The 15,077-nt window shown below is 67.8% G+C and carries 12 protein-coding genes; 6 read left to right on the top strand and 6 right to left on the bottom strand.

The window, feature by feature from the left end; translation table 11 throughout:
• Window positions 1-85: 85 nt before the first annotated feature.
• A complete protein-coding gene (locus ACZ5BT_RS00580) occupies window positions 86-985 on the bottom strand; it encodes a ParB/RepB/Spo0J family partition protein (RefSeq protein ID WP_464883620.1) in 900 nt (299 codons plus the stop codon).
• Complete coding sequence (locus ACZ5BT_RS00575; RefSeq protein WP_464883619.1) at window positions 982-1,965, bottom strand: AAA family ATPase; 984 nt, start codon at window positions 1,963-1,965, stop codon at window positions 982-984. Before ACZ5BT_RS00575 ends, ACZ5BT_RS00580 begins: the two co-directional genes overlap by 4 nt.
• Before the next feature lie 795 nt (window positions 1,966-2,760).
• On the opposite strand from ACZ5BT_RS00575, the gene ACZ5BT_RS00570 reads away from it, so the two are divergent.
• The 6 genes from ACZ5BT_RS00570 (at window position 2,761) to ACZ5BT_RS00545 (ending at window position 9,818) form a co-directional block, all read left to right on the top strand.
• Window positions 2,761-3,942: an ROK family protein gene (locus ACZ5BT_RS00570; protein WP_464883618.1), complete on the top strand. Its 1,182-nt coding sequence runs from the start codon at window positions 2,761-2,763 to the stop codon at window positions 3,940-3,942.
• Between the two features lie 145 nt (window positions 3,943-4,087).
• Window positions 4,088-5,314: an extracellular solute-binding protein gene (locus tag ACZ5BT_RS00565; protein WP_464883617.1), complete on the top strand. Its 1,227-nt coding sequence runs from the start codon at window positions 4,088-4,090 to the stop codon at window positions 5,312-5,314.
• Between the two features lie 42 nt (window positions 5,315-5,356).
• Window positions 5,357-6,268, top strand: a complete 912-nt coding sequence (locus ACZ5BT_RS00560) for a carbohydrate ABC transporter permease (RefSeq protein WP_464883616.1) — start codon at window positions 5,357-5,359, stop codon at window positions 6,266-6,268.
• Complete coding sequence (locus ACZ5BT_RS00555) at window positions 6,265-7,095, top strand: carbohydrate ABC transporter permease (protein ID WP_464883615.1); 831 nt, start codon at window positions 6,265-6,267, stop codon at window positions 7,093-7,095. The genes ACZ5BT_RS00560 and ACZ5BT_RS00555 overlap by 4 nt, the downstream gene beginning before the upstream one ends.
• 58 nt (window positions 7,096-7,153) lie before the next feature.
• Complete coding sequence (locus ACZ5BT_RS00550) at window positions 7,154-8,767, top strand: glycoside hydrolase family 66 protein (protein ID WP_464883614.1); 1,614 nt, start codon at window positions 7,154-7,156, stop codon at window positions 8,765-8,767.
• Complete coding sequence (locus ACZ5BT_RS00545) at window positions 8,757-9,818, top strand: glycoside hydrolase family 15 protein (protein ID WP_464883613.1); 1,062 nt, start codon at window positions 8,757-8,759, stop codon at window positions 9,816-9,818. The genes ACZ5BT_RS00550 and ACZ5BT_RS00545 overlap by 11 nt, the downstream gene beginning before the upstream one ends.
• Before the next feature lie 176 nt (window positions 9,819-9,994).
• On the opposite strand, the gene dnaE is transcribed toward ACZ5BT_RS00545, so the two are convergent.
• Genes dnaE through ACZ5BT_RS00525 form a run of 4 tightly spaced genes read right to left on the bottom strand, consistent with a single transcriptional unit; the run spans window position 9,995 to window position 15,054 of the window.
• Window positions 9,995-13,117 carry a DNA polymerase III subunit alpha gene (gene dnaE, locus ACZ5BT_RS00540; RefSeq protein WP_464883612.1) on the bottom strand — a complete coding sequence of 1,041 codons (3,123 nt, stop codon included), beginning with the start codon at window positions 13,115-13,117 and terminating at the stop codon, window positions 9,995-9,997.
• Complete coding sequence (locus ACZ5BT_RS00535; protein ID WP_464883611.1) at window positions 13,090-13,320, bottom strand: hypothetical protein; 231 nt, start codon at window positions 13,318-13,320, stop codon at window positions 13,090-13,092. Before ACZ5BT_RS00535 ends, dnaE begins: the two co-directional genes overlap by 28 nt.
• A complete protein-coding gene (locus ACZ5BT_RS00530; protein ID WP_464883610.1) occupies window positions 13,259-14,416 on the bottom strand; it encodes a Y-family DNA polymerase in 1,158 nt (385 codons plus the stop codon). The genes ACZ5BT_RS00535 and ACZ5BT_RS00530 overlap by 62 nt, the downstream gene beginning before the upstream one ends.
• Complete coding sequence (locus ACZ5BT_RS00525; RefSeq protein WP_464883609.1) at window positions 14,413-15,054, bottom strand: LexA family protein; 642 nt, start codon at window positions 15,052-15,054, stop codon at window positions 14,413-14,415. Before ACZ5BT_RS00525 ends, ACZ5BT_RS00530 begins: the two co-directional genes overlap by 4 nt.
• Window positions 15,055-15,077 lie beyond the last annotated feature (23 nt).

The raw sequence follows: 15,077 nt of genomic DNA, 5'->3' as shown, positions 1-15,077 counted from the left end.
CTACATTCGCGGTGCTGCGAGCTTCGGGGCGGTCGCTCCGGAGGGCGGTGAGGCGGCGTTCGCCGTCTGCGGGGGATCGCCAGGGTCAGACCTGTTTGAGAATCTCTTCGATGGCTTTCAGGTGCCGGTCGATCTCGGAGCGCGCTTTTTGGGGAAGGGAGGGGACCTGTTTCAGGCGCAGGGCCAGGCTGCGGAGTCGCGGGGCGTAGTCGCGGGCTACTTCGGACAGCGACTGGTCGCGCTGCGCGCGCAGGATCTCGGCTACCCTGGCCTTGACCTCGCGCACCGAGAGCGATTCTTCGATGGCAAGCGCTAAGAGGCTTGCGCGCTGGTCGGGGTCTGTTAGCTTCTTGAGCTCGAGGGCCGCTGTGTAGGGTAGCGCGCCTTCGATGAGCGCGGCCTTGAGGTCCTCTGGCAGCTTGAGTAGGGGGAGACGCGCCTGGACGAACGATTCCCAGCCCAGCCGTCCGAGTTCCTTGAAGGTGTCTTCGATGGTGCGGGCCTCGGGATTACCCAAAACGTTTTGGGTAACTTTGCCCCGGTGCTCATTCCACATTCGCTGAAGCAGGGAGACCACGTCGTCAACGGGTCTTTTCAGCCGCGCCGATAGCAGCTCAAGGATGCCGATGGTCTCTTCGAAGGGGTTCAGGTCTTCGCGCTGCAGATTTTCGACGAGGGCAAGGAGCCTGGCGTCCTCGTCCGACATCTCGCGGACGAGGGCCGGGACGGAGGCCAGGCCCGCCATTTTGGCCGCCCGCCAGCGGCGTTCTCCGGCGACGATCTGGAAGCGCCCGTTTTCAAGGGGGCGCACCAGCAGGGGCTGGAGAACGCCGCGCTCGCGAATGGAGGCGGCCAGATCGTCAAGCCGTTCGTGGCGTCGCCGCGGCTGGTAGGGGCCCGGGACCAGGGCCTCGAGGGGAATCTCCTGACGCCGGGCTTCGCTTCGCTCCAGAACGCGTTTAAGGCGGTCTTCGAAGAAGCTCATGGTGAGACCTCCAGCGCGAGGACCCGGGTCGAGAAGTCCTGGACCAGGGCTTCGATTTCGCGGGCCGCCTGGCTTCGGGGATCGGCCGCGGCCACCGGAACCCGTTTCTCCATGGCTTTGCGGTGCGGGGCCGGCCGGTTGGCAAGGGTCGGGCCCACGGGGGCGATTTGCTCTAGGCGGCCCAGCATCTCGGTGGCACGGCGCTCTGCCTTCACGCGCGCGTCATAGCGGTTCGGCACGAAATACCTGATGAAGTTGTTCGAGGCGCCAACCACCTGTGCGTAGAGCTCGGCGGTGTTGATCAGGGCCTCGAGCCCGGCAACGCCCTTGGCACTGGGTTCGAGGGGCACGATGAAGCCCTCACCCGCCAGGCCGGCAAGGAAGGAAAGGGGGCCGAGCGATGGGGGAGAGTCGACAAGCACCACGTCGTAGTCGGGTGCCAGGGATTTGAGGGCGTTTCTCAGCAGGATTTCCCCGGCCGGTATCCTGCGCAGTTCAACGTCGAGGGTGGCCACATCCAGGCTGGATGGGACGAGCGAGAGGCCGAACACTTCGTAAGGCTGCGGTAAGCCCCTGTTCGAAACCAGGCTCCAGAGAGTCCTGGGCTTAGGAGGGTCCTCGATGCCGAGCCACTGGCTGAGGTTCGCCTGTGGATCGACGTCGATGAGAAGGACCCGGAGGCCCCGCCGGGCCAGACCGTAGCCCAGATCCCGGGTGAGGGTGGTTTTGCCAACACCACCAGCGTGGTTGAAAACCGTGAATACCCGGCCTGCTCGCTCCATATGAATCACCTCGTTCGTGAGGACCTTGCGCGGCAGTTCGTGGTTCCCGGGGGGAAGGATTCTGGCATCCTCCGGGATGAGCCAGCCGCGGCGGCCCTTGACGGCTCCGGAAATGCGCCCCTTGGCCAGCAACTGTCGGACGCGACCCTCGCTCAAGCTCACGCGGAGGGCGAACTCTGGAACGGTGAGATATCGCACGGACACAGTATAACGCGACTAACGGGAAGCGTTAGGGCAGGCGGCGGTGGGGCTGGCCGCGGGTAGGGGAGAGGCATGCCGTTGCCGCGGGCGCCCGGTGAGAGGGGGGGCGGGCACGCCAGGCCGGGGCGAGGGGTGCGACCCGGAACGGGAGATCGCGCCCAGCGTTCCCGGCCCACCTCGATCAGGATCCCGCTGGCCTCGCGTCGACGGTGCCTGCCAGCACCGCTGGCCTGTCCTCCGGGCGCGAAGCAGGGGGCGCTTGCAGGCGAAGGCCGCGTTGCGGCTGCGCTGGAACTTCCAGCACACAGGCCGGCGATGTCCCGGGGGGCAAACTGGCGGCGGCCTGCTTGCCCACGCCTTAAGGGCCGGGCATCCCCAGGGGGACGCCCGGACAGTGCTCGCCATGGTCGCGGAGCCGGAAAGGGTCTCCGGAGAGCGGTTCGGTGGAGGAGGGCGTTGTCGGCCGGAGGCAGGCGATGGAGGATCTTTGGATTCCGCTAGCAGGGTGGAGCTGGGCGCGGTCTCCGGGGCGGCCGGTCTGGCGCGCTCTAGGGCCTCTATTTCGGCCGCGATCGGGTGGGGGTAGTTTGGGGGGTTGGGCAGCGCGGTGGCGCGAAGAGAGGGGCGCTGGGGAGGCGGCTGTGCGATGGTTCACGAGTGGGGTGGCGGAAGTCGAGAAGGACGCCGGTTGCTGGCCCCGCCCCTTCGGGCTTGACAGGCTGGGCTGGTGGACCTATACTCCGGGCACGGTGACTTTATTCACTGAATGAAGTAAGTCCCTGGAGGCCTGAATTGATCCGCAAGGGCGATCAGTCCACTGTTCGAGCCATCAACCGCGCTCTGGTGCTGAACCTGCTCCGCCAGCACGGGGCTCTGGGTCGTAACGAGCTGGCGGAGCTGACGCGGTTGAGCTCAGCCGCCGTTACCGGCGTGGTGGCCGAGCTGATCGCGCAGGGGTTGGTGGTTGAGGGCCGCAGCGGCCGTCCCCGCGGCGGGCGGCCTCCGGTTTTGCTCGAGCTCGCCTACGACGCCTGGCATGCGGTGGGGGTCAAGGTGATGGAGGATGCCCTCGAGGTCGTTCTCACCAATCTGCGCACTGACGTCCTGGCCCGCCGCCACGTCAGGCTGGATTCAACCGAACCCGAGGCGCTGCTTGAGCGGATCGCGGTCGAGGCCCAGGGGCTGCTCGAGGCCTCGGGGCGTTCACCGGACCGTCTGGTCGGCCTGGGCGTGGCGATGGCTGGGGTCATCGACCCCTCGGAGGGGGTTTGCGTGTACTCGCCGTTCCTGCAGTGGCGGCAGGTCCCGGTGCGGCGTTTGCTTGAGGAGAGGCTCTCCCGGCCGGTGCATCTGGACAACGACGTGAACGCCCTGGCGGCCGCCGAGACGCTTTTTGGCCTGGGGAAAAACGCCAGGAACTTCGTCGTGATCACCGTGGGTCGCGGAATCGGGGCCGGACTTGTGATCGGGGGCGAGATCTACCGCGGCGCCGATGGTGGGGCCGGTGAGCTGGGCCACACGGTGAGCGAACGGGAGGGGCGGCTGTGCGAGTGTGGCAAGCGGGGGTGCCTGGAGGCCTACGTCGCCGAGCCGGCGCTGGTGGCCCAGGCCAGGGAACGGTTCCCCGAGCTTCGCCGCCGCCGTTTCGATGTAACCGGACTCATCCGGATGGCCGGGGAGGGGCACGAGGGCGTTCAGGCGTTGCTCAAGGAGGCCGGTGAGCGTCTGGGCGTTGCCCTGGCCAATCTGGTCAATCTTTTCAATCCCGAGATGCTGGTGATTGCTGGAGAGGGGGTGAGGCTCGGAGAGGGTTTCCTGGGAGCCGTTGAGGCGGCGCTGCGGCGCAATACCTTCAACGGTTTGGCTCAGCGTCTGCAAGTACACGTGCACCCCTGGGGCGACGACATGTGGGCGCGCGGGGCGGCTGGGCTTGCGATACAGCGGGAAGTGTTCGCCAAGCCCCTGGTGCGTTAGAGCCGGGGCGGAAGGGGCAATGGATGCAGCAAGTGCGTGGCGGGAAGAATGCGGGGCGCAGGACGGTGGACGGGGGCGCGTGTGAGGTCCGTGGCCGGGGGACCAGGGCGAAAAAGCCGGTGGCGGTCCACTCGGGGGGCGGGTTATGAGGGGCCGGCTGAGGTTCCTGGCCCTGGCCGCCCTGTTCTCGCTGGGGGTGGCCTCAGCGCAGACGATTACCTTCTGGCACACGTATAACCAGGACTCCGACGAGAACAGGACCCTGGTCGAGAAGGTCATTCCGGCGTTTGAAAAGGCCAACCCAGGCATCAAGGTCAAGGCGCAGGCGATTCCCTATCCGGACTTCCGGCAAAAGCTGCTCACCTCGATCGCGGGTGGAACCGTACCGGACGTGGCCCGGATCGACATCATCTGGTCGCCAGAGTTCGCCAACCTGGGGGCGCTCGAGAAGCTCGACGGCTACCCCGGCTTTGCGACCTTGCGGGGGGCGGTTTTCCCGGGCCCGCTGTCGACGAACGCCTGGCGGGGAAGCTACTACGGCCTGCCGCTTGACACCAACACCCAGGTCGTTCTGTATAACGCCGACGCGCTGAAGGCGGCGGGCGTCGACGTTCCGAAAACCTTTGCCGAGTTCAAGGTCTTCCTCGAGAAGACCCAGCAGAAGAAGGGTGACAAGGTCGTGCGCTGGGGCTTCGCCGTTCCCGGACCCTGGAACTGGTACCTGTTCCCGTGGATCTGGTCCAACGGGGGAGCGGTGACCGATGCCGCGGTCACCCGGGCGACCGGCTTCCTCAACGGCCCGCGCACCGTTGCCGCCGTTCAGATGCTCTACGACTGGTACAAGGCCGGCCTCATCGCTCCCACCGTGGCCCGGGCGGGCTTGGGCTCCTGGGAGGGGCTGGGGGCGGGGCAGTACGTGGCCACCCAGGATGGCCCCTGGGCCTACCCGGCGCTCAAGAAGCAGTATCCGGACCTCAAGCTCGTCCACGCCCTTTTCCCGGCGGGGCCCGGCGGATCGATTAGCATTGTCGGGGGCGAGAATATCGTGATCTTCAAGCAATCGAAGAAGAAGGAGGCGGCCTGGAAGTTCGTCCAGTTCATGCTCTCGCCCCAGGCCCAGCTGATGATGGCCCCCACCGGGCAGCTCCCCGTGATCAAGGCCGCGCTCGAAGACCCCTACATCAAGGGCCACCCCTACTACGGGCTGTACCTCGAGCAGCTCAAAACGGCCCGGGCCCGTCCCGTCACCCCGGCCTACCCCAAGGTGGAGGAGGCCATTCAGGGGGCCTTCCAGGAGATCTTCCTCGGCAAAAAGACCGTGCAGGCCGCGCTGGATGAAGCTGCGGCCAGGGTCGACAAACTCCTCAAGTAACGATGCTAGGGGGGCGGGTGGCCGCCCCCCTTCGAGGTTGATATGGCCATCCCCCGTCCTTTCGCATCGCTGATCCGCAGCAGGCGCCTGCGCGGAGAGGTGGCCTTTGCGCTCGTCCTGGTCCTGCCCGGGCTGATCTGGTTCCTCGTTTTCAACGCTTACCCGGCGGTGTTTTCGTTCTGGATCTCCTTCCGGCGCTGGAACGTCATGGGCGATAGCACCTTCGTGGGGCTGGAGAACTACATCCGGGTGTTCCGCGATCCCGTGACGCTGATCGCCCTGAGAAACACGCTGGTTTACGCGCTCATCACCGTGGTCGGCCAGATGGCGGCAGGGCTGGGGCTGGCGCTGCTCGTGAACCAGAAGGTACGCTTCGCGGGCTTTTTCCGGCTGGTCTATTACTTTCCGGTGATCGCCAGCTGGGTGGTGGTGGCCCTCATCTTCTCGTTCCTGTTCCACTCGGAAGGGCTTATCAACTACGTGTTCTCCGACCTTTTGCGTCTCTACCCCCCGCACCGGGCCTGGCTCAACGACCCCGCCACCGCGCTCGTCGCCATCTCCATCCTGGGCATCTGGAAGGGCGCGGGCTGGACCATGCTCATCTATCTCGCCGCCCTGCAAAGCATCCCGGTCGAGCTCGAGGAAGCGGCCCGGGTTGACGGGGCCGGGAGCTGGCAGGTTCGCCGCTTCGTGACCATCCCGCTGCTGCGCCCGGCAACCGCCTTCATCGCGGTGATGCTCACCATCGGGGCCTTCCAGAGCTTCATTCAGTTTTACATCATGACCGGCGGCGGCCCCAACCACCAGACGGAGGTGTTCCTGACCTACATGTACAACCAGGCCTTTTCGTTCCTGGACTTCGGGTACGCCTCGGCGATCGCCTTCGTGCTGACGCTGGTGATCGTGCTCGTGAGCGCCTTCCAGCTTCGCTACCTTGGCCAGGAGGCGCTGTGAGCGGGCGCCGGCTGCGGACGCTGCTGCTGTACCTGGTCATGGGCGTGATCGCGCTCATCATGGCCCTGCCGATCATTTACACCATCTCCACCGCCTTCAAGCCGGTCTCGTACGTACTCGAGATCCCGCCGCGCTTCATTCCGAGCCAGCCCACGCTGAAGAACTTCATCGACGCCTGGAACTCCAACAAGTTCAGTCTTTATTTTTTGAACAGCCTCAAGGTGGCGATTCCGGCGACCATCGGTACCGTTCTGGTCGCCTCGACCGGTGCCTACGCCTTTGCCCGTTTGAGCTTCCCGTTCAAAGGCTTGATCTTCAAGCTCTATCTGCTGTTCCTGATGATTCCCGGCATCCTCTACATCATCCCCCAGTTCATCCTGGCCCGGAACCTGGGGCTGCTGGACCGGCTGGTGGGGCTGGTCGTCTTTTACATCGCAGGGAACGTCGCCTTCCATACCTTCTTCCTGCGCGGGTTCTTCGAGGGTATTCCCCGCGAGATCGAAGAGGCAGCGCAGATCGACGGGGCCAGCCGGCTGCAGTCGTTCTTTCGCATTGCCCTGCCCCTAGCGGCCCCGGCGATCGGAACCAGCGCAATCTTTGCCTTTCTCGGTTCCTGGGATGAGTTCACCCTGGCCCTGACCTTCCTCAACGACGGCAACCTCCGTACGCTCCCCATCGCCATCAGGCTTTTCCAGGGCCAGCACGCCAGCCAGTGGGGGCTCGTCTTCGCCGCCTCGCTCATCGCCATGGTCCCGGTGGTGCTGGTGTACGTCTTTTTCCAGCGGGCGTTCGTGCGCCCGGTTCATGGCGGGGGGCTCAAGGAGTGAGGCCCGTTGGCCTCCCGCGACGCTTTTGCTCTCCGGAGAGGACTGATAACCCGTGGCTTTGACACTTGAGCTGTACCCCGACCGCGCGCTGTACCGGCCCGGCGAGCGCGTGGGGCTGCGCCTGGAAACCCGCGGCGCGACGGCGGGCGCCGTTGCCCATTTGCTGATTTATCACCTGGCGGAGCGGGTCTACGAGGCCAGCCTTCCGGTAGAGACGGACGGGATGCTTGTGTTCCGGTGGAACCCGCCTGCCGTGCCTGCGGGCTACGGCGCCGAGGTTTCCATTGTCGATCCGTCCGGACTGGTCCTGGGCTCGTCGTCGACCGCCTTTGACGTGCACGCGCACTGGTGGGAGATGCCCCGTTACGGGTTCCTGACGGACTTTGCGCCGGGTGAAGACGGCCCCGTGCGGGTGGACGTGCTGCTGAAGCACCACGTCAACGCCTTGCAGTTTTACGACTGGATGTACCGCCACGACCGGCACCTGCCGCCGCAAGAGGACTTCACGGACCCCCTGGGACGCAGCCTATCGCTCGCCGTCGTGAAAAAGCGGATCGAACAGGCGCACGGGCGGGGGATGGCGGCGATGCCCTACACGACCATCTATGCGGGTTCCGGCCGTTACTATGCCGAGCACCCCGAACAGGCGCTTTACAAGAGCAAGGGCGTTCCCTGGACGCTGGGCGATGACTTCCTCTACATCTTCGACCCCTCGGAAGGCTCGGACTGGCGGCACCACATCCTGGACGAGTACCGCCGCATCCTCGATGCTCTTTCGTTTGACGGCCTTCACATCGATCAGTATGGCGATCCCAAGATCGCGCAGGATCACGACGGCAGGATCGTGGACCTGGCTCCGGTCATCCCCGGTTTTCTGGAGGAATCCAGGCGAATTGCCGGTCCGGGGAGGGCCGTGATCTTCAACCTGGTCAACGACTGGCCGGTGGATAACGTGGCGCCCACCGATGTGGACGCCGTGTACATCGAGGTCTGGCCTCCCCACAACGACTACGCCGCGCTGCGCGACCTCGTCTACCGGGCCAAGGCGCTTTCGGGCAACCGCCCGGTGATCCTGGCGGCTTATCTGTCGCCCGGGGCGGAGGCGGCCTACCGCCTCCTGGCCTCGGTGATCGCGGCCAGCGGCGCGACGCGTATTGAGCTGGGGGAGGGTGGTGCGCTCCTGGCGGATCCCTACTTTCCCAGGTACGAGCATCCGGGGCCACAACTCGCGGCCTGGATCCGCCGTTACTATGACTTCATTACCCGCTACCAGGAATACCTCTTCGCCCTCGAGCCCGCCCGTCCGGCCCGGGGAGCGAGGCTCGAGGGCGCCCCGCTCGCTACGGGCAGCTTTCCCGAAAACGCGGTCTGGCTCCTGTCATCGAGCAAGCCAGGGCTTGAGGTGGTGCACCTGATCAACCTGAGCGCTTCGCCGTCGTCCGAGTGGCGTTCTGATAAACACCCGCCCCCGGTTCTTGGCAACCTCAGGCTCTGCTATCCGGTCCCGGGTCCGGTCCGGGCAGTGTACCTTGCCAGCCCCGACTTCCCGCAGGCCGGGCTCCAGAAAGCCGAGTTCAGCCAGAGCGGGCGCTGCCTGAATGTGCACATTCCCTGTCTGGAGTACTGGACGGCGATGATCATCGAAATCGAAGGGAGTTCCGATGTACCGTGACCTCCAGCTGATCCGCCATCATCAGCATCCTTCCGGGGCTTTCCCGGCCAGCCCCAGTTTCTCCCAGTACCCCTATTGCTGGTTGCGCGATGGGTCGTTCATCGCCTACGCCATGGACCGGGCAGGGGTTCACGCGAGTTCCCGGGCCTTTCACCTGTGGACGGCCCGCACCCTGGGTGCCCAGACCGACCACATCCTGGGCCTGGTTGAGCGCGCCTGGCGGGATGAGGTCTTCACCCAGGCCGAGTTCCTTCCCGCGCGGTTCACGCTCGAGGGGGAGTGGAGGGAGGATGGCTGGCCGAACTTTCAGCTCGACGGCTACGGCCAGTGGCTGTGGGCGCTTGGGGAGCACTTGCGGCTCGGTGGCGAGGAAGAACTCCCCGGGGTGTTCGCCGGACCGGTTCGCGCGGTTCTGGCCTACCTGGAGCGCTTCTGGGCCGAACCCTGTTACGATCCCTGGGAAGAGAACCCCACCCGGCTGCACACCGCCACCCTGGCCTCGATCTACGCCGGGTTCAGCGCGATGGCGCCTTTCTTCCCCTTGGCGGCGAAGGCGGCCCGGGAGGTTCGCAGGGTGGTGCTCGAGGAGTGTGTGCGGGAGGGCCGCTTCGTCAAGTTCGTCGGTGAGTCGGCGGTCGACGCGTCGCTCCTTTGGGTTTCCGTCCCCTTCGACCTGGTCGACGACGACGACCCGCGGATGCTGGCCACGGTAGCCGAGATCGAGCGCCGGCTCCTGCGGGGGGGCGGCGTCGTTCGCTACGCGGCCGACACCTACTACGGCGGGGGTGCCTGGATTTTGCTCACCGCGTGGCTGGGATGGTATTACGCCAGGACGGGGAGCTTGCGACGCGCCCGAGAGCTTTGCGCCTGGGTAGAAGCCCACCGTGACGAGCGGGGGCACCTGCCTGAGCAGGTGGCGGTTCCCGGCATCAGTTTCCGCTTCCTGAACTACTGGACGCGACGGTGGGGGGTCCCGGCCAGGCCGCTACTGTGGTCCCACGCGATGCAGGTGATCCTGAAGCTTGAACTGAGGGCTCGTCGCGGCGGATAGCCGGCTGCCGCCGGAGAAGGCGCCTCTGGGCTGCTCCAGGGGTCCGATTTCGGCCTGAGTCCGGGGGGGGATGGAGAAGGCCGGGGCATGCTGCCCCGGGCAAAGGAGGCCCGCTGAGCGGGCAGCTGTGCCGGTATTCACAAGACGGGCAGGCTTGAATTTCGCATCGGTCGGCATCAGGATCGGGGGATGGCCCGCTCCGCCGCATCGGTTGTGGCTTCCTTCCGGACAGCGCCCGCATCCAGGGTCCACACAGCTTGTGCGGCGAGCGTTCCCCCGCTTTGGTACTCGCCCTCGACCACCAGAACCCGGCCGTCCCGGAGCACCCGGTAACGGCTTTCCCAGAGCGCTGGCGGAATCACCGCCTGGACCCGGAAGGGCCCGTCCTCGAGGACGAAAAAGGCATACCCCTTTGCGGTGGGCGGCTTCTGCCTGGCCACCACCAGCCCCGCGGTGCGCACCGGTCCGGGTCTGAGGCTTGCGATCGGCGTGGCCCCGAGCTCCTCGAGCACGCCGCGGACGAAGTCGAGGGGATGCAGGGGGATCGCCGAAAGCCCCTGGGTCTCGAGCTCCTGGAAAAAGCGTTCCCGGAGACCGGGTGCCGGTAGCGGCGGCGCCTCTGGGGCAGGGGAGAGGAGCGGTGCATCCCCCACCCGGACCGCGACCCCCGCCCGGTAAACCGCTTCCCGCCGGGGCAGGAGGCTGTCGAAGGCCCCCGCCCGGGCGAGGGCGAAAAGGGCGTCGGCGGGAACGCCCGCCCTCGCCCTGAGGTCCTCGACGCCGGTGAAGGGACCCTCGAGCCGCGCGAGAAGGATTTGCCGCGCCATTTCTTCGGAGACGCCCTTCACGGCGGTGAACGGGATCCGGATGGCCTTTTTCGTTCCCTTTCGCTCCACCCGGTAAAAGAGCCACGACCGGTTGACGTCGACGGGAAGAAAGGGCACCCCGAGCCGCCTGGCCTCCTGGCGCAGGGTGGAAAGGCTCCACATGCCCGGATGCTCCGAGAGGAGGGCGGCGAAGAACTCCGCCGGGTAGTGCGCCTTGAGCCACAGCGAGGCGTAGGCATGGTTGGCGAAGGCCCAGGCGTGGCTCTCGGTGAAGCCGTACCCCCGGAAGGCGGCCACCATCGCCCAGAGCTGGCGGGCCGGCTCCCCCGTGAGGCCGAGCCGGGCCTCGAGGCCGGCCAGGAAACGCACCTTGAGGGGGGCGAGTTCGTCCTCGTCGCGGGCCTTCGCGATTCGCTTCCTGAAGGCCTCGGCCTCTTCCCAGGAGAGACCGGCGCCGTGGTGAAGGATGCGAAGGAGCTGCTCCTGGAAAAGCAGCACCCCGTGGGTCGGGGCCAGGATCCGGTCGATGACCGGGTGCAGCGGCCGGGTGCGTTCCCGCCCGGTTCGCCTTGAGAGATAGGGGCGCACCGTCCCGGACTGGATCGGCCCCGGGCGCACCAGGGCGATCTGGTGGGCGAGATCCCTGAGGCTTTTCGGCCGGAGCCTCCTGCTCATGTTCTGCTGAGCGGGGGATTCGAGCTGGAAGACCCCGATCGACTCGCCCCGCCACAGCGGACGGTAGACAGCTTCTTCCTGGGGCAGGGCCTCGAGGTCGAGCCACAGGCCCTCGGTGCGGAAGACCTCCTCCCGGGCCCGCTCCAGCGCCGCGAGCATCCGCAGGCCCAGAAGGTCGAGCTTCACGAGCCCCAGCGCCTCGAGGTCGTCCTTGTTCAGGGCCAGCACCCGGATGCCGCCCGAACTCCGGAAGATCGGCGCGTAGTCGGTGAGCGGTCCCGGGGCCAGCACCACCCCGCCGACGTGGGGGACAAGGTGGCGCACGTGGTCTTTCTCCATGCGATCAAGGAGCGAGAGAAGCACCGCCTTCACCGGGGCTTCGCCGAGGACCTCGTCGAAGATCGGCCGGGCCCGATCCGCCCTGCCCGGCGGGAGGTGGCGGAAGTCGCGGCCCAGGGCCCGGGTCAGCTCGCGCCGCAGGGGAGCCGGCAGCCCGAGCGCCCGCCCCAGATCCTGGACCGCGAGCGGCAGCCGGTAGGTAACGTAGTTCGCGGTCATCGCCTCGCGCTCGCCCCGCTCGCCGCCAAAGAAGCGCTCGACGAAGGCCAGGACCTCTTCCCGCCGCCGGCTCGAGAGGTCGATGTCGATGTCGGGGAGCGCCTTCATCCCGGTGTGCAGGAAGCGTTCGAAGAGGAGGCCGTGCTTCAGGGGGTCGACCTGCGTGAGTCCGAGCAGGAAGGCGGCGAGGCTCCCCGCGGCGCTGCCCCGGCCGGCCGCCAGGATCCCCCGGGAGCGGGCGAAGTCGGCAACCGCCCTGGCCGCCAGGAAGAATCCGGCGAGGCCGAGGGTCTCGATGGTGGCGAGCTCCTCTTCGAGGCGGGCCCGGGCGCGGGCGTCGCCCGGGAAACGCTGCTCGAGGGACGCCTCGAGGAGGGCGCGGAGGTGTTCCTCCGGGCTGCGCCCCGCGGGAAGCCGCACCGGCGGGGGCAGGATCCGTTCGGGAAGGAGCTCGAAGGCGGCCTCCCCGGCGAGCGCCCGGGCGTTGGCCCAGGCGTCGGGGAAGGGGAGGCGGGCGAGGGCCTCTTCCCGGCCGGGCAGGTACTGGGCGTCGTTTTTGGGGCGTTCGGGATGCGGGGTGTCCACCGTGATCCCGAGCCTGGCGGCCACGAGCGCGTCGTAGAGCGGGAAGTCTTCGGATTTCAGGTATCGCACCTCGAGCGCCGCGACCGCGGGGACCCCCGCGTCCCGGGCGAGGCGCCTCAGGATCCGTGCCCGGCGGGTATCGCCGGGGAGGCGGTCGTGATAGAGGGCGACGAAGAACCGGTCGCCGAAGGTGGCCTTGAAGAGGCGGGTGAGTCTCTCCAGCGCCCCGAGCCTGCGCCCGGCCAGAAGGCGGCTCGGAAAGCCCCTCCGCCCGCCGGTGAGGAGGAAGAGGTCCTCGTGGTCATCGAGGAGCGCCTCGAGGCGGAGCTCTCCTTTGGGAATCGCCCGGGTCAGGAGGCGGTTCAGCGTCGCGTAGCCCTTTCGCGAGGCGGCGAGCAGCTGGACCTCGAAGACGCCTTCCTGGGTCTTGAGGGGGAGCACGCTGCCGATCAGGGCGGTGAGACCGCGGTCCCGGGCGGCCCGGAAGAACGTCACCGCCCCGGAGACCGAGAGATCGTCGGTCAGGGCCACCGCGGCGTACCCGGCGTCGGCGGCGGTTCGCACCAGGTTCGCCGGCGAGGCCACGCCGCGCCCCAGGGAGAAGTAGGAGTGGAGCCTTAAGAGCGTCAGTCGATCCAGCGGGACGCGACCCACGTTTCGCCCTCCCGGTAGACCTCGAGCAGGAGACCGCCCTCCAGCTCGATGAGGAAGTAGTCCCGCGGGCGTTCACCCCGCCACCAGCGGCCGCCGTAGCGCCAGGCGTCGACGATCCGCTCCACGCGGTGGCGGCGGCCTTTAAGCGTCACGGCCCGGATGCCGGGGCCCTCGACGGTGAGGGGGGTGAGCAGGAGTCGCATCGCCAGCCTCCCAGGAGACGTAAACGAAGCCGTGTTCGGGGGCCAGGGCCCGGGGGTCGATGATGACCGCCCGCCAGAAGGCGGCGGGAAAACGGCGCACGACCTGATTCAGGGCAGCGAGGCGGTGGAAGAGTCCCTCCTGAACCCCGGGAAGGTCCAGGCCCGTAAGGGTGGCCTCGATCCGCTCGACCGGCCAGGCCAGGGCCCCGGACGCCCTGAGCGCGGCCTCCAGGTGGTGCCGGAGCCGCCGCCTGTCGCGGAGGGGTTCCTTGGGGCGGCGTTCGGCGAAAAAGCGCATTCCCCCGGCTTCGACCTCGAGGAGGAGCCGCCGGGCGGCGCGCTTCCCGAGCTCAGAGACGAGCTCCCCGACGAGAAGGTCGAGCGCCCGGGTCGCGTAAGGGGCCTCGACCGGCTCCGGGAACTCGAGGGCACGCCGCACCCGGGGGGCGGGTTCGAAGACGGCGACCCGGTCGGTCTTCGGCCCCTTGAGATAGGGAAGGATCCTTTCCGCCCCGGGAAGGAAGGCCAAAAGCTGCGTCCGGCTCCAGGCGGCCAGCTGACCGGCGGTCTCGATGCCCAGCCAGCGAAGGCGCGCAAGGCCCTCTTCCGGGAGACCAACGGCGGCGAGGTGTTCCACGGGAAACCCTTCGAGGAAGGCCTCCGGGTCGTCAACGACGCGTACCTCGCCGGGCAGGGCCGTGGCGGCGGCGAGGCGGGCGTCCTCCCTGGTCGGCCCCAGGCCCACCGGAACCCGGTATTCCCCGGCGAGAAGCCGGGCGTCGGCGGGGGAGAGGTCCAGGAAGACGAGCCCGGGGTGAGGGGCCTCGAGGCGGGGCGTGTAGCGGTTGAGCTCGTGGAGCAGGGTTTCCCAGGCGGCCTCGAGGCCGGGGGGAAGGGGTCTCAGTTCCAGGCCCCCGGCCTTCGAGCGGGCCAGGTCAGCGCTCATCCCCACCCTGACGCCCGCGGCCCGGGCGGCGGGGGAGGCGGCGACCACCCGCGTGCCGGCGACCACCGCGAGCGGGAGGCCTTCGAGGCGGGGTTCCCGACGCACCAGGGACCACACCGGCCAGGGGGCGAAGTCCGCGGCGGCGATCATCGCGCCCCTCCGAACGTCTGGATGAGGCCGAAGGCTCTCAGGGCCTCCTCGCCGCGGAGGAGGAAACGGTAAACCCCCTGGATCTCCACCTCGTCGGAGGGGAGCTCGAGGGTGGGGAAGAGGGGGTTATGGGGTCTGAGAATGACCCGGTCCCCTTCCGGGCAGACGTACTTGAGCGTGGTTTCTCCCTGGTGCATCACCGCCGCGATCTCGCCGGGCCGCGGCGCGGGGCCGCGCTCGACGACCACGATGTCGCCGTCGAGGAAGAACTCGGCCATGCTGTCGCCATGGACCTTCAGGGCAAACAGGCCCGGGCGTCCGGGAAGCGGGAGGATGGCCTCCACCTCCTCCCAGGCCTCGGCGGGCCTGCCGGCGGCGATCCGGCCGAGGAGGGGGATGGCCAGGCCGGTGGCGAGGCGGCCTACGGGAGTGAGCTCGATGTGGGTGGGGCGGCCGCGGCCCTGGGGATAGAGCACGACGTAGCCCTTCGCGGCCAGGGCCTCGAGGTGCTGGCGCAGGCTCTGATGGCGGATCGCGAGGAGGGGTAGGAGATCGTGGGCGGTGGGAGAATGTTCCTCTCGGGCGATGCGGGCGACGGCTTTCAAGACGCGTGCCTGGCCTTCCGGTAACCAAAACATCGCGGACGCCTCCTTCCGATACC

This window comes from Vulcanithermus mediatlanticus (genome assembly GCF_055385885.1).
Note: the sequence above shows the minus strand (reverse complement) of the source record. Positions and strands in the feature narration are given on the sequence as shown.

Bases quoted from the DNA above. Each gene is read 5' to 3' on its own strand.
- ACZ5BT_RS00580 (WP_464883620.1), bottom strand. From the start codon at position 985: ATGAGCTTCTTCGAAGACCGCCTTAAACGCGTTCTGGAGCGAAGCGAA.
- ACZ5BT_RS00565 (WP_464883617.1), top strand. From the start codon at position 4,088: ATGAGGGGCCGGCTGAGGTTCCTGGCCCTGGCCGCCCTGTTCTCGCTG.
- ACZ5BT_RS00560 (WP_464883616.1), top strand. From the start codon at position 5,357: ATGGCCATCCCCCGTCCTTTCGCATCGCTGATCCGCAGCAGGCGCCTG.
- ACZ5BT_RS00545 (WP_464883613.1), top strand. From the start codon at position 8,757: ATGTACCGTGACCTCCAGCTGATCCGCCATCATCAGCATCCTTCCGGG.
- ACZ5BT_RS00535 (WP_464883611.1), bottom strand. From the start codon at position 13,320: ATGCGACTCCTGCTCACCCCCCTCACCGTCGAGGGCCCCGGCATCCGG.
- ACZ5BT_RS00530 (WP_464883610.1), bottom strand. From the start codon at position 14,416: ATGATCGCCGCCGCGGACTTCGCCCCCTGGCCGGTGTGGTCCCTGGTG.
- ACZ5BT_RS00525 (WP_464883609.1), bottom strand. From the start codon at position 15,054: ATGTTTTGGTTACCGGAAGGCCAGGCACGCGTCTTGAAAGCCGTCGCC.